The sequence below is a fragment of the Pseudomonas laurentiana genome (assembly GCF_014648275.1).
In the GTDB taxonomy this organism is placed as follows: Bacteria; Pseudomonadota; Gammaproteobacteria; order Pseudomonadales; family Pseudomonadaceae; genus Aquipseudomonas; species Aquipseudomonas laurentiana.
Genome location: NZ_BMQU01000008.1, coordinates 17,647 through 35,798, shown reverse-complemented (window position 1 = coordinate 35,798; position 18,152 = coordinate 17,647). Strand labels below are relative to the sequence as shown.

Below are 18,152 nucleotides of genomic sequence, written 5' to 3'. Positions count from 1 at the left end.
CTGATGGCAAGAGGGTCAGGGGGTGTACTGCAACAAGGGCACCCATTGATCCTCGTCGGCCAGACCGCCATGGTGACCTAACCACTGGCTGGCGTGCCTCTCAACCTGACTGCGAATGATCCCGCCATGCCCACGGGGGATCACGATCAGATCGCCAATGCGGGCCTCCGCCCCGCTCAGTACCACATCGCCGAACAGGCTCTGCTTGATTGCCTGGGCCTTGCTCAACACTGTATAGGCATCGCCGAGGCGATTCTGCCAACGCGCCAGCACACGATCCAATTGATGCTCCATCACATAGACATGCCGGGCGCGGATATCACCCGCCATGGCATGTACGCCTTGCTGAAGGGTTGCATCGCCATCGAAGTCGACCACTAGCCCGTCGTCCAATCGGACCATGCCGTGGTCCGCAATGATTTTCAGATCGGCACCGGCAGGCAGGTACAGGGCGATCGACTGGGCCAACTGGTCGGCAATGTCCAACTGTTTGAGCCAAGGCTCCGAGCCGGGTCCGTAGACGTGGCCAGCAAAATCCAGGTCGCCAAAATAGGCGAAACACAAGGCGGGTTGTTCGACCCCAAGGGCCCTGCGCACTAATGCAGGGTAGGCTTCGTATGCCGCTGCTGGAAGTATCTCGCCCGCACGGTAGATCGCTCTGGAAAAGTCCGATGTGGCGTAGCGCCCAAGCATCAGTGTACTGATAGCGATCCCCTGCTCAGCCGCCTTTGACCACGCCATGCGCGGGACGATGAAATCCTCGGGCGCAGGCACAGGGCTGCACGCCCCCTCGCCCAGCAGCGCTGAACTGCTCCAGGTCAGCGGTGAAAGCGCCGTCTGAGCGTCCAAGGCAAAACTGCAACCCACGATTCCGTGGGCACCGCTGGCCAAGCCCGAAGTAATTGAAGCCAGGCTGGTTGCGGTAGTCGCAGGAAAACCGACGCGAAAACACCCGTCAGGGCGCATCAACGCGGAAAGAAACGGCGCGCGATGCGCATACTCGTGCAACAGGCGCCAACCCAGGCCGTCGATCAGCAGCAGGCAGGTTGCCCGGGCAGCGTCCAACTTGAAGGTATTGTTGAATCCCCTCCCGCCCAGCGACGCCAGAACCGACTGGGTGAGGTGAGCAAGACCCGGCCAGGTCGCCTCCAGTGCTGTTTTCTCTTCCCACTGCACCGCCATATTTCCCTCCATGGTCACGTTGTTAAACAACAGGTTTAGCACAGCCTGTTCGATCAGCGAACAGAAAAAGCGCTCATCACGGTCTCGCCAATTGACCAAATTAACCAGTTAGTACAATTTGCTCGAGGCAGCGTATTCCTTACTCAAGAACAACAACGGAGCCCACCGATGAGTCGTACCGTCCTGGTCCTCAATGGTCCCAACCTCAACCTGTTAGGTACCCGAGAACCGGCTACCTATGGCCGCGAAACCCTGGCTGATGTATCCGCCCTGTGCAGCCGCAGTGCAGCCCAGCTAGGGCTGGAAGTCGATTTTCGCCAAACCAACCATGAAGGTGAATTGCTCGACTGGATTCATCAGGCCCGTGGTCGATATGCGGCCATCGTGATCAACCCGGCGGCCTGGACTCACACGTCAGTCGCCATCCGCGATGCCCTGGTAGCGGTTGAGCTTCCGGTTATCGAAGTACACATTTCCAACGTGCACGCCCGTGAGTCGTTCCGCCATCACAGCTATGTCTCCTCCATTGCCCTTGCCGTGCTCTGCGGTTTTGGCATCAACGGCTATCGCCTGGCCCTGGAGCATCTCGCTCAATGGCTATCGACTCAGGAGCAATCGGCATGACCCGTAGACCCAGCGTCCTCGCCGGCCTGATCGGTGCCGGCATCCAGGCTTCACGCACCCCTGCCCTGCATGAGCATGAAGGGGCCGCACAAGGCCTGAACTACCTCTATCGCTTGATCGACCTCGACGTCCTGAAGCTCGACAGTAGCGCTCTGGAAGAGTTGCTGACAGCCGCCGAGCGCATGGGCTTCACCGGGCTGAACATCACCTTCCCGTGCAAACAGGCTATCTTGCCGTTACTCGACGAACTGTCGCCAGAAGCGCGTGGCATCGGCGCGGTCAACACCGTGCTACTCAAGGATGGCAAACGCATCGGTCACAACACCGACTGCCTGGGCTTTGCCGAAGGATTCCGCCGCGGCCTCGCTGATGTGCCGCGCCGGCAGGTCGTCCAGATGGGTGCTGGGGGCGCTGGCGCCGCAGTGGCCCATGCGTTGCTGGGTGAAGGCGTCGCCCAACTGGTCATCTTCGATGTGGAGATCGCCCGAGCCCAGGCGCTGGTGGATAACCTCAACCAGCATTTCGCTGGAGCTCCCGCCCGTGTCGGACATGACCTGGAAGCGGCGATGGCCGAGGCCGACGGCCTGGTCAACACCACGCCGATGGGCATGGCCAAACTGCCAGGCATGCCAGTACCCAAGGCGCTGCTGCGCAGCAACCTGTGGGTGGCTGAAATCGTGTACTTCCCACTGGAGACCGAGTTACTTCGCGAAGCCCGGGCACTGGGTTGCCAGACACTCAATGGCGGTACGATGGCCGTATTCCAGGCGGTCAAGGCGTTTGAATTGTTCAGCGATGTACCGGCCGATGCCCAGCGGATGATCGAGCACTTCAGCAGCTTTCAGAACTGATTACCGTAGCCGCTGCCAACCGGCAGCGGCGCCTGGCCTCATGCCTGCAGGTAGCGCAGCACTGACTCGCAAATCATTTCACGGTGGCGCGCCTTCACCGCGCTGTCCTCGAAATCGACCTGGAAAATCTCACCGAACGTATGTCGGTTCGAGACCCGATAGAAACAGAACGAACTGATCAGCAAATGCACGTCGAGGGCTTCCAGGCCTTGGCGGAAAAGCCCTTCGGCAGCACCGCGGCGCAGAATCTCATCCAGCGCCATCAGCACCGTCTTGTTCATCGAACTAATGGCCGATGAGCGTTTGACGTAGTCACCGTGGTGCATGTTTTCGTTACAAACGATACGCACAAAATCGACATTGCGGTCGTGGTGATCGAAGGTGAACTCGACCAACCGACGAATGCCCTGACGAGGCTCCAGCTCCGCCAGGTGCAAACTGCTCTCCGTGCTGCGAATGTCGCCGTAGAGTTTCTCCAGCACCTCGATGTACAACTGCTCCTTGCTGCTGAAGTAGTAGTAAATCATGCGCTTCGAGGTGTGCGTGCGCTCGGCAATCGCGTCGACCCTGGCCCCTGCGAGCCCCTGCTGGACAAACTCGCAGATTGCCGCCTGAAGAATGCTCTCCCGCGTCTTTTCAGGGTTGTTCTTGCGGCTTTTGCGCGCGACCTCGATAGGCGTGGAGCAAAGTGCTGGGGTTGTCGTCATACGGGACTCATGGCCATCTGTGAACATCGTGATTATGAGGCCCGCATGCCTGAGAAGGAAGTCGAAGCCTGTTCCCCTATAGTTTAACTTGTGCCTGGCTGCCGCTGCGTGCCTTGGCCATCGCCGCCAAACGCACCGCTACGTTGGCGGCACCGTAGCCACTGTATCCGTTGCGTCGCTGCAGCACTTCAAAGAAGAAGCGCTCCTCAAATGGCTGGGTGTACACGTGAAACAGCTCGCCGCCCTGGGCATCACGGTCGTACAGCACGTTGTAATAGGCCAGTTCACTGAGGAACTCGTCATCAAAGTCAAAACGTGCAGCCAGATCGTCGTAATAGTTGAGCGGGATGTCGAGCAGGGCAACACCGGCCTCCTTGGCCTGCTTCACCGCTGCAAAAATGTCATCGCAGTCAAATGCAATGTGATGCACGCCCGAACCACGGTAATGCGACAGTGCATGGGAGATCGCCGTATTGCGGTTCTCCGAGATGTTCAAGGGCAAGCGGATCGAACTGCAACGGCTGCGCAGCGCACGGCTCTTGACCAGACCGTAGGGGTCGGGCAGCACCACTTCATCATCGGCGCTGAAGTCCAGCAGGCTCTTGTAAAACAACGCCCAACTGTCCAGGCCATCGGCCGGCAGCGCCAGGGCCATGTGATCGATACGCGTCAGGCCCAGAGACGTGGCAGGTTGCTGTACCAGACTGAAATCGGTGTCGTAGATGGTCCGCCCTTCGGCATCCTGGTCGACCAGATAGATCAGGCTGCCATCAGGCGCACGCACGGCAGCCAACTCGCGTTCGTTAGGGCCTACCAGCCCGCGATAAGGCTGCCCGTGGTACGCCACGGCCCGCGCCAGTGCTTGCGTACTGTCTTTTACCCGAATCGCCGTCGCGCAAAGCGAAGGCCCGTGGCTCTCAAAGAAGTTGTGCGCAAAGGAGTAAGGCTCGGCGTTGAGGATCAGGTTGATATCACCTTGACGCAGCAGGCTGACATTCTTCGAGCGGTGCTCACCTGCCTTGGTAAACCCGAGGCGCTCCAACCAATGCGAGAGTTTGGCGCCCAGTGCGTCATCCACCGCGAACTCAAGAAACTCGATGCCATCGTAGGCACTGGCCGCTGGTGGCTTGAACAGCAGGTTGTCGTCCGGCAATGGATCAGAAGCCTCAAGCAACAGCCGCGTTTTCTCTTCCAGGTACAACAGCGAACGCAAGCCATCGGCCGCATTGGCCCGTGGCGGAGCCGCCCGGAAGCCATCGTTGAAGATCTCCAGCGACAGCGGGCCGCGATAACCTGTCGAAAGAATCGGTGCAAGGAACCCCGGCAAGTCAAACTCCCCCTGCCCAGGGAAGCAACGGAAATGACGGCTCCACTCCAGCACATCCATGGCCAGGATCGGCGCATCGGCCATCTGCACGAAGAAGATCTTGTCGCCCGGCACCTGCGCAATACCCCGTGGGTCGCCCTTGAGCGACAAGGTATGGAAACTGTCGAGAATCATCCCCAGGCTGGCATGATCGGCCTCCCTGACGATATCCCAGACCTGCTCCCAGGTGTTGACATGACGGCCCCATGCCAGCGCCTCATAGCCAATGCGCAGGCCACGGGCACCAGCCCGTTCAGCCAACAGCCGCAGGTCGTCAACCAGTATCTGGCGTTCGCCCAACGAGTCACTGGCAACGTTGCTGCAAACCAGCACCAGGTCAGTGCCCAATTCCTGCATCAAGTCGAACTTGCGTTCGGCCCGGTCCAGGTTGCGTGCCAGACGGTCACGGCGACAGCCTTCGAAGTCCCGAAACGGCTGGAACAGCGTGATAGCAAGCCCCAAATCAGCGCATCGCTGACGGATTTCACGAGGGCTGCCAGCGTAGTAGAGCAGGTCATTTTCGAATATTTCGACGCCATCGAAACCGGCGGCGGCGATCGCTTCAAGTTTTTCTGGCAGGGTACCGCTCAAGGATACGGTGGCAATCGAACGCTGCATTTTCTGGCTCCGATAGGCAGGCATGGCGCAATGAACGAATTATTGGCAACCCACTTTAGCAGCTCAACACAAAAGGTACGAACTGGTTAGTTTTGTGTTCGATTATCGAACAAATTAGCATTCGACGAATTGACCCATTTTCGGGCAGTGGCGCACCATTTCGTCACGGGGCAGTCGTGCTCAAAAAGCCAAAAGCTTCTCGACCACTGCCAATCAATCGACCGCCGAGTACTTCGGCGACCGCCGCATTGCGTCACCCAATACCCTGGCTTGACCATAAACATAAAAATACGGGTAACCCACAATGATCCACACACAAAGCTCCCGTTCGGCCCAGCCTCTGGGCAACACTCCGCATGCTGGTATCGGCGACAAGATTCGCGGCGCCATGACCGTGGGCAAGACCCGCTGGTACATGCTCGCCCTCGTGTTCTTCGCCACCACACTGAACTACATCGACCGCGCCGCCCTCGGTGTCATGCAGCCCATCCTGGCCAAGGAAATGAGCTGGACAGCGATGGACTACGCCAACATCAACTTCTGGTTCCAGGTTGGCTACGCCATCGGTTTCGTCCTGCAAGGACGGCTGATTGACCGGGTCGGCGTCAAGCGTGTGTTCTTCTGCGCCGTGCTCCTCTGGAGTATCGCGACAGGTGCACATGGCCTGGCGACCTCTGCCGTCGGCTTCATGGTCTGCCGGTTCATCCTCGGCCTGACCGAGGCGGCCAACTACCCGGCCTGCGTCAAGACCACACGCCTGTGGTTCCCGGCGGGCGAGCGCGCCGTCGCTACCGGCATCTTCAATGCCGGCACCAACGTGGGCGCAATGCTCACGCCTATGCTGCTGCCGCTGATTCTGAGCGTCTGGGGCTGGCAGGCTGCATTCATTGCAATGTCCATGCTCGGGCTGATCTGGGTAACGTTCTGGGCCCTGAAATACTTCAACCCGGAAAACCACCCGACGGTCACCAAGGCCGAGCTGGACTACATCCAGAACGAAGCCGAGCCTGAACAAGCACGTGTGCCGTTCTCTCGCGTCCTGCGCATGCGTGGCACCTGGGCCTTTGCCCTGGCCTACTCACTGACCGCGCCAGTGTTCTGGTTCTATCTGTACTGGCTGCCACCGTTCCTCAATCAGCAGTACAGCCTGGGCATCAACGTGACCCAAATGGGTATCCCGTTGATCGTGATTTACCTGAGCGCCGACTTCGGCAGTGTCGGTGGCGGGATCCTGTCTTCGTTCCTGATTGGTCGCGGCATGGCCCCCATCAAGGCACGGCTGCTCTCGATGCTGCTGTTCGCCGGCACCATTGTCAGCGTGATCTTTGCCGCGGGTGCCAGCAGCCTGTGGGTCGCGGTCCTGGCCATTTCCCTGGCCATCGCCGCACACCAGGCCTGGACTGCCAACATCTGGAGCCTGGTGATGGACTACACGCCGAAGCACATGATGAGCACAGTGTTCGGCTTCGGCGGCATGTGTGCAGCCATCGGCGGCATGTTCATGACGCAGTTGGTGGGCTATGTTCTGACCGTCACCCACAACAACTACACCGTACTGTTCACCATGATCCCCGCCATGTACTTCTGCGCCTTGCTGTGGATGTACTTCATGGCACCCCGCAAGATCCCTACCGTTACTGACTAAGGGCATCTAAGGCTTGCGCTGCAACCACGCAGCGCAGAGCCCGCTCAGGCATATCAGCGCAATCCCCACCAGCCCGGCCTTGTCCGGGCTGTGTCCGAACAGAACAAACCCCAACACCCCCGCAAACACCACCTGGCAGTAGCTGAACGGAGCCAGCATGGCCGGCGCTGCCTGCCTGAACGCCTGGGTCAGGAACAGGTGCGCAACCATTCCGAATGCGCCCAGCACCACGGCCAGCGCAGCGTGCCCCCATGCGGGCGTGTGCCAAAAGAAAGGCACCAACGCACTCATCACCAACGTGTTCACTACACCGGTAAAGAAATTACTGGCAGTAGGGCTGTCGACTTCACTGAGTTTGCGCGTCAGCAACTGATAGAAGCAAAAACACAGCGCCGAACCAAAGGGTAACAACACCGCCGGCGTAAACAGATTTCCTCCCGGATGAACGATCACCAACACCCCGACAAAGCTGACCAGAACGGCCAGCCATTGCCCTCGGGACACGCGCTCCCCCAGCAACGGCACAGACAGTGCCGTCACCAGCAAAGGTGCCAGGAAGTTCACCGCCGTCGCTTCCGCTAACGGGATGAACTGCAACGCAGTGGTGAACAGCAGGCTGGTCGCCAGCAGACACAGCGCCCGCAGCGCCTGTAGCGCCGGTCGACGCGTACGCAACAGGCGCAGCCCCGACTGCGGCAGGAAAATGGCCATCATCAACACGGTGTGAACCAGATAGCGCGCCCAGACAACCCAAAGCACCGGGTAAAACCCTGACAAGTACTTCGACAAGGCATCGTGGCTGGCAAACAGAAACGTCGCCACCACAACCAGCACAATGCCTTTCAACGGCTGAGTGACATCACCTAACGCAGTGGGACGGGTCATCAACAATGCTCACAGATCAACGGAGGTTCAACACCTGAAGGGTCTTTTCCAACGCCAGCGTTGCGCGCTCCAGAGCACTGACGCCTTGCTCAAGCAACTGCCGTGTAGGGATCTCAAGGCTCAGCGGCAGGTCACTGGGCAAACAGCGCAACAGCCCTTGCAGATCACAATCGCCATCGCCCGGAAAACGTCGTTCGTTACGCGCCTGACGCAGGATTTCAGCCATATCGTCAGGGCGAGGTCCCGCCACGTCGCACAACTGGGCGTAGCGCATGCGTGAACGCGGCAGTTGGCGCAGTTCCTCCAGTGACGACCCCGAGCGGTCGAAGTGGAAAGCGTCAATCAGCACACAACCATTGTCGCGCCCAGCGTTCTCGACAATACGCCGTGCCTGGGTAAGGTTCTTCGCGTCAGTCCACGGCATGAACTCCAGATGAGGGTGCAAGCCATAGCGCGCGGCAAGGTCACACAGGGCTGCGAAGTTATCGGTCTGGCGCTGCTCATCGGGATCGTTACCGGCCACCAGCAGTTCCGTGGCACCCAACTCGGCACCGACGCTCAGCAGGGTTTCGAAGTCCGCGACACGGGTATCGGGTTTGAGCCGCAGGATTTCCACATCCAGCACCTTGATACCGGTGTCGCGCAGACGTGCAGCGGTCTGACGACGCAGCTCGGCATCATGCACCAAGGGGAAATGGTGCTCTTCTGGGGTGGCGGGCTCCAAGCGTAGGCCAACATGGCTATAACCGGCCCGGGCGGCCACTTCAACCATCTGCACCGGCGACAACTCCAGCACCGTCAAGGCGGCCAGCGACATAACACGTTGATTCATGATGACTCCTTCAAGGCTTAAAGACAGACAGGGGCACAGGCGCGGCCAGTACGCGCTGCCTCGCGGATGGCTTCGATCAGGGCCAGCGTCCGCCCTGCATCAGCCGCACTGACCAGCGGCTGAGCCTGGCCACGGGCAACCTGGATAAAGTGCTGCAGTTGCAGGCGCAGGGCCTCATCGGCAGCGAACGACTCCTGCACCTGCTGCAGTGGTTGATGCCAGCCCTCCCCGGCTTCGGCGTAGTGCCAACGCTTGAGCTGAGGAATGCTCAAGGCACCGGCGGTACCTGCCAACAGATAACAAGGTTGATCGGCCTGGCGCGGGTAGATCGGGTTTTCGCCACTGTCGAGCTCCCAACTCCAGGGCGCAGCCACTGCGTCAGAACCGGTCAGGCTGCCCAGTGCGCCGTTATCAAACTGGAGCAACACCGCGGCGCAGTCCTCGTTGCCGAAACCACGTACTGCATTGCTGGTAACTGCCTGCACTTGGCGAACCTCGCCACACAAGTAACGCAGTAGATCGAGGTCATGGATCAAGTTGGTCAACAACATCCCCGCGCCAGCCTCGCGACGCCACGGGATATCGAAGTAACTGTCTGGCTTGCGCAACTGCCAGAGTGCGGTGACGGTGGTCAAACGTCCCAGCGCACCACGTGTGATCACTTCATGGGCGCGGGCAATCAGGGGATTGTGTCGACGGTGGTGCCCAACCAGAACCGGCACCCCAGTAGCCTTTGAGGCCGCGACCAGTTCGCGTACCTCCTCCACCTGCACCCCCACCGGTTTTTCCAGTAGCACAGGCACCCCTGCCGCCAGGCAATCGAGTGCCGTGCTCACATGCAGCGCGTTCGGGTTGGCGACGATGACGGCTTCAGGCCGTGCGAGATCCAGCATCTTCCGGTAATCGGCGTAGTACCCCACACCGCACTCGGCGGCGAACTCAGCTGCGCTTTCATTCGGGTCAGCCACCGCGCACAGCTGTGCCTGGTCGAGTGTTCGTAAATGCTGATAGTGCTGACGGCCCATAACCCCTGCCCCGATCAAGGCAATTCGCAATGGCTGATTCACGCCTGAGCTCCTCGTGGTGAGTTGTTGTTATTCGCATTTTATTTAGAACTCAGTTCCACTTTTCTTGCAAGCAAAAAAAATGGCAACCCTGAGGGCTGCCATTGGCTATTGCGTTGCAGAAACGCTAGAGGAACAACTCCGACGCGGGACAGGCTGCCGACAACTCCGCAGTCGCAGCCAGCAATGCAGGGGCGAGTTCGTGCATGCGCGCCTCGCTCATACGGGCGCTGGGCCCGGCGACGCTGAGCACCCCGACCACATGCCCGTCCAGCGGGTGACGCACCACTGCCGCCAGTGCCGACGTGCCGACCGCAGAGCTTTCAACGACCCAGGCATAGCCGTGTTCACGGGCAATACGCAGACGCTCAAGCAGGTCGGCATTGGACGCCGGCGCATTGGGACCGAAGTCCTCACGCCGTGCAATCCCTTGACGCTCCACCAGCAGCAACGCCTGCGCATCACTCAGGCTGGCCAGCCAGGCATGCCCGGAAGCGGTGTAGAACAATGGCGCATCACGGCCCATATCAGGGTCATAGCGCAACCCGGAGCGAGCCCCCTGGGCTTTGGCAATCCAGGTCTGGCGTTCACCGTCGATCACCCCGAGACGGACCAGCTCACCCGTTTGCAAAGCCAATTGATCAAGGATGGGCTGGACCACATCAGCGCCAGCGCTGGAGAGGTAACGAAAGCCCAACGCAACCAGCTTGGTGCTCAGCAGATAGCGATTGTTTTCCGGGTTCTGCCGCACATAACCCAGGCGCATCAGCTCGGCCAACATGCGATGAGTAGCACTCTTGGGAATGTCCAGTTGCTCAGCCAGCGTTTGCATTGGCAGGCCGCGCGGGGCGCTGGTGAGGCTTTCGAGAAGGCTTAACGCACGTTCAATCTGACTGCCGGCCATGGTCACGGTCCCTAAAAATTTTGCCGATTCTAAAGAGCGTCGGCGAAAGCGCAAACCACTGTTCGATCTTCGCCCATTTTGTCCGCTGTGCACTTGGCGACATCGGACAGCAATCATAGAATATGGAATTGAGTTCCAAAAACAAAACTATTCGACCCTCAACGTGAGATCTCAAATGCCTGCCGACACTTCTCTGCACACCACGGTGGACTGTGATGTCCTGGTCATCGGCTCCGGTGCCGCCGGTTTATCCACCGCGGTGACAGCTGCCTGGCATGGCAAGAAGGTCATCGTAGTCGAAAAGGATCCCGTGTTCGGCGGCGCCACCGCCTGGTCCGGTGGCTGGATGTGGGTACCGTGCAATCCGCTGGCGCAACGTGCCGGTATCATTGAAGACCGTTCGCTACCCCGCACTTATCTCGAACACGAACTGGGCGAGCGCTTCGACCCGGTGATGATCGATGCGTTTCTTGAAGCTGCGCCCCACATGGTCTCGTTCTTCGAACGCCACACGGCCCTGCAATTCTCCGATGGCAACGCGATCGCCGATATTCACGGCGACACGCCGGGTGCCGGCACGGGGGGACGCTCAGTGATCGCCGCGCCCTACAATGCTCGCGAAGTCGGCAAGTTGCTCAAACGCCTGCGCAAGACCATGCGCGAAACCTCGTTCATGGGCATGCCGATCATGGCCGGCAAAGACCTCGCCGCCTTCCTGACCCTGACCCGCTCCTGGCGCTCGCTGCTCCACGTGACCAAGCGCTTCAGCAAGCACCTGCTCGATCTGGCGCTCAACGGCAGGGCCATGCATCTGGTGAATGGCGTTGCACTGGTGGCCAGGCTGGCCAAGTCCGCCGAAGACCTCGGCGTACTGCTCTGGGAGTCGGCACCGGCCAGCGAACTGATTCACGAAAACAACCGGGTGGCTGGCGCAGTCGTGCAAACACGCAACGGCCCCGTTACGGTCCGTGCGCGTCAGGCGGTAGTGCTGGCAGCAGGCGGCTTCCCCAACGACATCGAGCGTCGCAAGGCGTTGTTCCCGCGTACGCCCACTGGCAGCGAACACCTGGCCTTGCCCCCCCTGAGTGCCAACGGCGATGGCCTGCGGCTGGGCGAAAGTGTTGGCGGCCAGGTAGCCGACGACCTGCTCAGCCCGGTCGCCTGGGCGCCGGTCTCGAAAGTACCGTACAAAGACGGAACCTACGGCCACTTCCCGCACATCATCGAACGCGGTAAGCCGGGCATTATCGGGGTCCTGGCGAACGGCAAGCGCTTCGTCAACGAAGCCGGCGGTTACTACGACTATGTCAGTGCCATGGTCGCCGCGGCGCCGGGTGAAGAGGTCGCCTCCTGGCTGATCTGCAGCCATGCCTTCCAGCGTCGTTATGGCCTGGGGATTTCCCGCCCGTTCCCACTGCCGGTTGAACCGTTCGTACGCTCCGGCTACCTGAAGAAAGGCAACACCCTTGAGGCGCTGGCTCAGGCCTGCGGTATTGACCCACAGGGTTTGAGCGCGACCGTCGCGCAATACAACCGCCATGCGCGCAACGGCGAAGACCCCTTGTTCGGCCGTGGTTCTACACCCTACAACCGCAAGCAGGGGGACGCGTTGCATGGCCCCAACCCTTGCGTCGCGCCTATCGAGAAGGGCCCCTTCTATGCGGTTAAAGTCGAACCTGGCTGCTTCGGCACCTTCGCGGGTCTCAAGACCAACGAGCACGCCCAGGTGCTTAATGACCAGCGCCAGCCCATTGCCGGGTTGTATGCGGTCGGTACCGACATGGCCAGCATCATGGGCGGTCACTACCCGGCCGGCGGGATCAACCTGGGCCCGGCCGCAACCTTCGGCTACATCGCCGGACGCCACATTGCCGGCGCAACAGCCTACGAGTAATTCAGCTACAAACGGCAGCCCATAAAGAAGCCCGCCAATGGGCGGGCTTCTTTAATGACGCTACAGACTCAGAAGTCGAAGAACACGGTCTCGCCTTCACCCTGAATGCGAATGTCGAAGCGGTAGGCCAATTTGCCGTCCACCTCACAACGCCGGGCAACCAGGGTCTCACGACGCTGCGGCTGCTCGATCAGGTTGAGTACCGGGCACTTGGCGTTGGCCTCGGCCTCATCATCGAAGTACAAGCGGGTCTGCAGGTGGATATTGATACCACGGGCAAACAAGCTGACGTTGATGTGCGGGGCCATTGGCACACCAGCGGCATTCAGCGCGACACCAGGCTTGATGGTGTGCAGGTTCCACTCGCCCGCATCAAAGGTCGTAGCAGTACGACCGAAGCTGTTGAATGGCTTTTCCAGGTTGAAATCTGGCTGATAGCGACCCTCATGGTCAGCCTGCCAGAACTCCAGGAACGAGTCGCGCACCAGATGGCCGTTGCCATCGTACACGTGACCAAACACCAGGATCTGTTGGCCCGGAGCATCGGCACGCGCCATACGGTTCCAGATTTCCTGAGGGCGAGTCGGATTACCGGCGGCCTCCAGTGCCAGACCGATATGAACGTAAGGACCGGCGGTCTGCGAAGGGGTTTCCGGCAGCAGTTGAGTAGGCATGGCGGGGCTCCTTAGCAGTTTTCAAAGTGCGTCTTGCGCTGACCGCGCAGCACGATGTCGAAACGATAGGCCAGGCAATCCATCGGGTTCGCGTTGGTCATGTCCAGGCGTGCGATCAGGCTCTGTACCGCTTCAGGATTGGCGATCGACTTGACGATCGGGCACATCGGAATCAGCGGATCACCTTCAAAGTACAGCTGGGTAATCAACCGGGTAGCGATCGATGGGCCGCTGATGGAGAAGTGGATATGCGCCGGACGCCAGTCGTTCGGCCCGTTACGCCACGGGTAAGGACCGGGCTTGATCGTGCGGAAGCTGTAATAGCCATCACGGTCGGTCAAGGCCCGACCGACACCACCGAAGTTAGGGTCCAGAGGCGCCAGGTAACGGTCGTTCTTGTGCCGATAACGACCACCGGCGTTAGCCTGCCACATCTCCACCAGAGTATGCGGAATCGGCTTGCCGTACTGGTCGCAGACCCGACCGGAAACGATGATGCGCTCACCGACCGGCAGGCCGCCGTTGTTGAAGTTCAGCAACAGGTCGTGGTCATGCTGACCAAACTGCAGGTGAGAAAAGTCTGGACCGGTGCTTTCGCTGATCGACTGGGGAATGCTCACCAGTGCCTGGCGCGGCGACCGGGCAACGGACGTCTTGTAGTCAGGGGTCAGGGCCTTCGGGTGCCAATTGCGATCACGGATAGCGAAGCGACTGTCGTCTGTGGCGGACATGCCGTTCTCCTTGTTATTGGATGTGGAAAAGCCCGGGAGGAGCAGGCGAGCACCCAGTGTCGGGCAAGACGGCCTCGACGGGAACTGAAAAGAACCATGGGAAACATAACCAATAGGTTATGTATGGCGTGGCGCGCTCACCTGGCCGAACCCAAGAGTGCTCATAGGCCATGGCGAAACCAAGAGCTGGCCGGGGCTGGGCCTACAAGGTACAAAGCGCCTGGGCAGGCTTGATTCAGGAGACAGTGAAGAAGCCCTGAACGCCGAAGAAACATTCGCTAAACACTTTGTTGATCAATTTCGTAGGAATTGCTGAAAAAGCGTTTCAGCTACCTAGGCAGCCGCCGATAAAGCCAGCGTATGGATCGCCTGGCACCAAGAAAAACAACCTTCCAGCGATCAGGATCAAGACCGTAAACGTTCCTGGAGGGATTGTATGAACAGCTGGTTTGCCAATATCAGCGTCAATGTGAAACTCGGCCTGGGCTTCGGCCTGGTGCTGTTACTGACCGGCCTTCTGGCGCTGACAGGCTGGACCAGCCTTGGTGGCCTGATCGACCGTAGCAACTGGATGAGCGACATCACTCAGCTCAACAGCGACCTGACGAACATGCGCATTGCGCGCCTGCAATACATGCTGACCAATGGCGATGACACCAGCGCCATCAATGTTCAAGCCAAACTCAACACCTTCAGCGAGCAACAGCAGAAACTGCTGAACAGCTTCAAAAGCCCTGAGAACATCAAACTGCTGCAGGAGCAGGCCAAGACCATCAGCGCGTATCAGGTCTCGCTGAACAAGATGCGCAACGGCTACAGAACCACTCTGGCCGCCCGCGATGCGATGGGCGTGGCGGCCGCCAGCGCCATCGAGCTGATAGCGTCGATCAACCGCGATGTCCTGGCGTTGCCAGAGAGCGACCCTCGTCGTCTTGAGCAATTCCAGGCCATTGCCAGGGTCAAGGAACAACTGATGATGGTGCGCCTGGAAGTGCGCAGCTACATTGCCGATCTCAGTACTTCGACCGAGCAGGCAGCCCTGCGACAACTGGATACAGCCTTGGCTGAAGTGCGCCAACTGAACGATCACCTGCCCCGCGAGACCACCCGGGCCAAGCAGTTCGAAAGCGCCATCCTCGCCTACCGTGATGCCGTGCTTACCTTCAAGAACGCCATTGCCGAGATTGCCGTAGCTCGCCAGGAAATGACCGTACAAGGCGCCGATATCGTCAAATACAGCGATCAGCTCTACCAGATCCAACTGGATCGCCGTGATGATGAAAGCGCCCAGGCGCGCACCCTGCAACTCATCAGCACCCTGCTGGCACTGCTGTTCGGCGTACTGGCCGCGGCTATCATTACCCGCCAGATTACCCGCCCGCTGCAAGACACCCTCAAGGTGGTCGAGAAGATCGCTGCAGGCGACCTGACTCATGAATTTCGCGTGACTCGCAAAGACGAGTTGGGTGTTTTACAGCACGGTATACAGCGCATGGGCAGCACCCTGCGTGACTTGATCACAGGCATCCGCGACGGCGTCACCCAGATCGCCAGCGCAGCAGAAGAACTCTCGGCGGTCACCGAGGAGACCAGCGCTGGAGTCAACAGCCAGAAGGTCGAAACCGATCAGGTGGCAACTGCCATGCATGAAATGGCAACTACCGTGCAGGAAGTGGCGCGCAATGCCGAGTTGGCCTCCGAAGCGGCCACCGATGCAGATGGTCAGGCTCGCGCCGGAGACGAGGTCGTCGCCCAGGCCATTGCCCAAATTGAACGCCTGGCAGAAGAAGTGAAGCGCTCGACGGACGCCATGGGGCATCTGCAACAGGAAAGCCAGAAAATCGGCAGCGTCATGGACGTGATCAAGTCGGTTGCCGAGCAGACCAACTTGCTCGCCCTGAATGCCGCGATCGAAGCAGCCCGAGCAGGCGAAGCCGGCCGCGGTTTTGCCGTGGTCGCTGACGAGGTTCGCGGCCTGGCCCAGCGCACGCAGAAATCCACAGAGGAGATCGAAGAACTGGTAGCAGGTCTGCAAAGCGGCACCCAACAGGTCGCCAACGTGATGCTGAACAGCCGTAACCTGACCGACAGCAGCGTCGAACTGACACGCAAGGCCGGTGCATCACTGGAGAACATCACCCGCGTGGTGTCGAACATCCAGTCGATGAATCAGCAGATCGCCACAGCCGCAGAACAGCAAAGTGCTGTAGCCGAGGAGATCAGCCGCAGCATCCTCAATGTACGCGATGTCTCGGAGCAGACTTCCGCAGCCAGCGAAGAAACCGCAGCGTCCAGTGTCGAGCTGGCGCGGTTGGGTAACCAGTTGCAGATGATGGTCAGCCACTTCCGCGTCTGACCTGCACAACATCCGCTGGCACTGCCGACACCTGCAGGCGTCGACAGTGACAGCGATAACGCCGGTTACTTCACCACGTGGCCCACACCCCGGCCACGAGGATCGGAAGCGGTCTCCAGCGCCGCGCCATTGACCCGGATCGCCTGGATATCCCCCATCTCCCAACCCTGATCCTCCAGGGTGTACCCCATCCTCTTAAGATCCTCAGCCACCTTGCCATTCAATGGGGCATAGGCGTCGTAATAGATGGTGTCCTTAGGCAGCAACTGATGATGTACACGCTGCGCGGCAACAGCCTTCTCCAGCGGCAGGTTGTAGTCATAGAGGTTGTTCAACACCTGGAAGATCGAGGTGAAAATCCGCGAACCACCTGGCGTGCCCAGGACCAGGGTGACCTGGCCGTCGCGGGTCACCAGCGTTGGGCTCATCGACGAAAGCATGCGTTTGCCCGGCTCGATGGCGTTGGCGTCACCGCCGACCACCCCGAAGGCGTTGGCCACGCCAGGCTTGGAACTGAAATCATCCATTTCATCATTGAGCAGGAAGCCCGCGCCCTTGACGACCACGCCACCGCCGTAGTCCCAGTTCAAGGTATAGGTGTTGCTGACCGCGTTACCCTGCTTGTCGACAATGGAGAAGTGCGTGGTCTGATGCGGTTCCAGGCCCGGGCGGACGTTCTCTGTCTCGGAGATGGCCGTCGCATTGACCTCCTTGGCACGCTTGACCAGGTAATCCTTGGCAACCAGTTGCTCAACCGGCACCTTGCTGAAATCAGGGTCGCCGAGGTAGTCGGCACGGTCGGCAAACACCCGCTTCTCGATTTCAGCCAGCAGGTGGATGTAACGAGCCGAGTTCAATTCAACGCCCTTGAAGTCAGCAGCGCGGTTTTCCTTGATGCCCAGCAGTTGCGCCAGGGCAATACCACCGGAGCTTGGCAACGGCGCGGTGTATACGGTGTTGCCGCGCCAGTCGATACGCATCGGCTCACGCCAGACAGCCTTGTAATCCTTCAGGTCATCCTTGCTGATCAAGCCCTTGTCGGCCTGCATCTGGGCGACCAGCAGGTCAGCGGTCTTGCCCTGGTAGAACTCACTGACGCCATTACTGGCAATGCGCTCCAGGGTTTGCGCCAACTCGGGCTGTTTGAAGGTTTCGCCGACTTTCATGCTGCCGAAATAGTCGTTGAAGTTGGTGCTGTCCTTGAACAGGCCGAGGGCATCCTCACGGTACTGGTACTGCTTGGAGGCGACTTTGAAGCCATTCTTGGCGTAACCAACCGCAGGGGTCAGCAATTCGGCCCAAGGCAGCTTGCCAAACTTCTGATGCGCCTCCCACAACCCCATCACCGTACCTGGAACACCGGCAGCACGCGCACCGACGAGACTGAGGTTCTCGATGACCTCACCCTTCTCGTCCAGGTACATGGTGCGGTTCGCCGCTTTCGGCGCGATTTCACGGTAGTCGAGGAAATAGGGTTTACCGTCCATGTACAGGGTCATGAAACCGCCGCCGCCAATGTTGCCGGCTTCGGGGTACGTCACCGCCAGCGTGAACGCGGTCGCGACGGCAGCATCCACCGCGTTTCCACCTTTTTTCAGGACTTCAGCGGCTACCTGTGCACCATATTGATCGGGCGCAGCGACAGCACCACCGTTCAGCGTCACGGCGTAGGCCGAAGAACTAGCGATTATCGCTGCACTGAGGGTCAGGAGTCGGAACATCACAACGCGCATGAAAGCTTCCTTAGTGTTGTTTTCGTTGAACACCCATTAAGGCTGATGTCGAACGACATATCAAACACCGAAGGGAAAGCAGCCGC

Annotated in this window: 15 protein-coding genes; 5 read left to right on the top strand and 10 right to left on the bottom strand. The window is 59.7% G+C overall.

Annotation, left to right across the window (positions count from 1 at the left end; all coding sequences use genetic code 11):
• Positions 1 to 15: 15 nt before the first annotated feature.
• On the bottom strand, positions 16 to 1,182 hold the full coding sequence (locus IE038_RS10035) for an alkaline phosphatase family protein (protein WP_163932332.1): 1,167 nt from the start codon (positions 1,180 to 1,182) through the stop codon (positions 16 to 18).
• Between the two features lie 168 nt (positions 1,183 to 1,350).
• Between IE038_RS10035 and aroQ the strand changes: the two genes are divergently transcribed.
• Complete coding sequence (aroQ, locus tag IE038_RS10030) at positions 1,351 to 1,806, top strand: type II 3-dehydroquinate dehydratase (protein WP_163932328.1); 456 nt, start codon at positions 1,351 to 1,353, stop codon at positions 1,804 to 1,806.
• Entirely contained in the window at positions 1,803 to 2,657 is an 855-nt protein-coding gene (locus IE038_RS10025) for a shikimate dehydrogenase (protein WP_163932326.1), read from the top strand. Before aroQ ends, IE038_RS10025 begins: the two co-directional genes overlap by 4 nt.
• Before the next feature lie 38 nt (positions 2,658 to 2,695).
• Here the strand turns inward: IE038_RS10025 and IE038_RS10020 are convergent, their stop codons facing one another.
• Together IE038_RS10020 and quiC are read right to left on the bottom strand one after the other, a co-directional pair.
• A complete protein-coding gene (locus IE038_RS10020; RefSeq protein ID WP_163932323.1) occupies positions 2,696 to 3,364 on the bottom strand; it encodes a TetR/AcrR family transcriptional regulator in 669 nt (222 codons plus the stop codon).
• A gap of 76 nt (positions 3,365 to 3,440) precedes the next feature.
• On the bottom strand, positions 3,441 to 5,348 hold the full coding sequence (gene quiC, locus IE038_RS10015) for a 3-dehydroshikimate dehydratase QuiC (protein ID WP_163932320.1): 1,908 nt from the start codon (positions 5,346 to 5,348) through the stop codon (positions 3,441 to 3,443).
• Between the two features lie 304 nt (positions 5,349 to 5,652).
• On the opposite strand from quiC, the gene IE038_RS10010 reads away from it, so the two are divergent.
• Complete coding sequence (locus IE038_RS10010; protein ID WP_189395551.1) at positions 5,653 to 6,993, top strand: MFS transporter; 1,341 nt, start codon at positions 5,653 to 5,655, stop codon at positions 6,991 to 6,993.
• 6 nt (positions 6,994 to 6,999) lie between these two features.
• Here the strand turns inward: IE038_RS10010 and IE038_RS10005 are convergent, their stop codons facing one another.
• From IE038_RS10005 to IE038_RS09990, 4 genes are all read right to left on the bottom strand, one after another.
• A complete protein-coding gene (locus IE038_RS10005) occupies positions 7,000 to 7,878 on the bottom strand; it encodes a DMT family transporter (protein ID WP_163932317.1) in 879 nt (292 codons plus the stop codon).
• A 16-nt stretch (positions 7,879 to 7,894) separates the two neighbouring features.
• Entirely contained in the window at positions 7,895 to 8,710 is an 816-nt protein-coding gene (locus IE038_RS10000; RefSeq protein WP_163932313.1) for a sugar phosphate isomerase/epimerase family protein, read from the bottom strand.
• Between the two features lie 17 nt (positions 8,711 to 8,727).
• Positions 8,728 to 9,777 (bottom strand): Gfo/Idh/MocA family protein, encoded by a 1,050-nt coding sequence (locus tag IE038_RS09995; RefSeq protein WP_189395550.1) that lies wholly within the window; start codon positions 9,775 to 9,777, stop codon positions 8,728 to 8,730.
• Between the two features lie 124 nt (positions 9,778 to 9,901).
• Complete coding sequence (locus tag IE038_RS09990) at positions 9,902 to 10,678, bottom strand: IclR family transcriptional regulator (RefSeq protein ID WP_163932310.1); 777 nt, start codon at positions 10,676 to 10,678, stop codon at positions 9,902 to 9,904.
• Between the two features lie 175 nt (positions 10,679 to 10,853).
• Between IE038_RS09990 and IE038_RS09985 the strand changes: the two genes are divergently transcribed.
• The gene (locus tag IE038_RS09985; RefSeq protein ID WP_189395549.1) at positions 10,854 to 12,572 is read left to right on the top strand and encodes an FAD-dependent oxidoreductase; all 1,719 of its coding nucleotides are present in this window, start codon (positions 10,854 to 10,856) and stop codon (positions 12,570 to 12,572) included.
• A gap of 68 nt (positions 12,573 to 12,640) precedes the next feature.
• Here IE038_RS09985 and pcaG read toward each other — a convergent pair whose 3' ends face one another.
• Both pcaG and pcaH read right to left on the bottom strand, forming a co-directional pair.
• The gene (gene pcaG / locus IE038_RS09980) at positions 12,641 to 13,246 is read right to left on the bottom strand and encodes a protocatechuate 3,4-dioxygenase subunit alpha (RefSeq protein ID WP_163932306.1); all 606 of its coding nucleotides are present in this window, start codon (positions 13,244 to 13,246) and stop codon (positions 12,641 to 12,643) included.
• A gap of 11 nt (positions 13,247 to 13,257) precedes the next feature.
• Complete coding sequence (gene pcaH / locus IE038_RS09975; RefSeq protein ID WP_065759301.1) at positions 13,258 to 13,977, bottom strand: protocatechuate 3,4-dioxygenase subunit beta; 720 nt, start codon at positions 13,975 to 13,977, stop codon at positions 13,258 to 13,260.
• A 436-nt stretch (positions 13,978 to 14,413) separates the two neighbouring features.
• On the opposite strand from pcaH, the gene IE038_RS09970 reads away from it, so the two are divergent.
• Positions 14,414 to 16,333 (top strand): methyl-accepting chemotaxis protein, encoded by a 1,920-nt coding sequence (locus IE038_RS09970; protein WP_163932303.1) that lies wholly within the window; start codon positions 14,414 to 14,416, stop codon positions 16,331 to 16,333.
• Positions 16,334 to 16,398: 65 nt separating this feature from the next.
• Here IE038_RS09970 and ggt read toward each other — a convergent pair whose 3' ends face one another.
• Positions 16,399 to 18,066, bottom strand: coding sequence for a gamma-glutamyltransferase (gene ggt / locus IE038_RS09965; protein WP_163932300.1), 1,668 nt, complete (start codon positions 18,064 to 18,066; stop codon positions 16,399 to 16,401).
• Positions 18,067 to 18,152 lie beyond the last annotated feature (86 nt).

Bases quoted from the DNA above. Each gene is read 5' to 3' on its own strand.
- IE038_RS10005 (WP_163932317.1), bottom strand. From the start codon at position 7,878: ATGACCCGTCCCACTGCGTTAGGTGATGTCACTCAGCCGTTGAAAGGC.
- quiC (WP_163932320.1), bottom strand. From the start codon at position 5,348: ATGCAGCGTTCGATTGCCACCGTATCCTTGAGCGGTACCCTGCCAGAA.
- IE038_RS10035 (WP_163932332.1), bottom strand. From the start codon at position 1,182: ATGGCGGTGCAGTGGGAAGAGAAAACAGCACTGGAGGCGACCTGGCCG.
- pcaH (WP_065759301.1), bottom strand. From the start codon at position 13,977: ATGTCCGCCACAGACGACAGTCGCTTCGCTATCCGTGATCGCAATTGG.
- IE038_RS10025 (WP_163932326.1), top strand. From the start codon at position 1,803: ATGACCCGTAGACCCAGCGTCCTCGCCGGCCTGATCGGTGCCGGCATC.
- IE038_RS09970 (WP_163932303.1), top strand. From the start codon at position 14,414: ATGAACAGCTGGTTTGCCAATATCAGCGTCAATGTGAAACTCGGCCTG.
- pcaG (WP_163932306.1), bottom strand. From the start codon at position 13,246: ATGCCTACTCAACTGCTGCCGGAAACCCCTTCGCAGACCGCCGGTCCT.
- IE038_RS10000 (WP_163932313.1), bottom strand. From the start codon at position 8,710: ATGAATCAACGTGTTATGTCGCTGGCCGCCTTGACGGTGCTGGAGTTG.
- IE038_RS10010 (WP_189395551.1), top strand. From the start codon at position 5,653: ATGATCCACACACAAAGCTCCCGTTCGGCCCAGCCTCTGGGCAACACT.
- ggt (WP_163932300.1), bottom strand. From the start codon at position 18,066: ATGCGCGTTGTGATGTTCCGACTCCTGACCCTCAGTGCAGCGATAATC.
- IE038_RS09990 (WP_163932310.1), bottom strand. From the start codon at position 10,678: ATGGCCGGCAGTCAGATTGAACGTGCGTTAAGCCTTCTCGAAAGCCTC.
- IE038_RS09985 (WP_189395549.1), top strand. From the start codon at position 10,854: ATGCCTGCCGACACTTCTCTGCACACCACGGTGGACTGTGATGTCCTG.
- IE038_RS10020 (WP_163932323.1), bottom strand. From the start codon at position 3,364: ATGACGACAACCCCAGCACTTTGCTCCACGCCTATCGAGGTCGCGCGC.
- aroQ (WP_163932328.1), top strand. From the start codon at position 1,351: ATGAGTCGTACCGTCCTGGTCCTCAATGGTCCCAACCTCAACCTGTTA.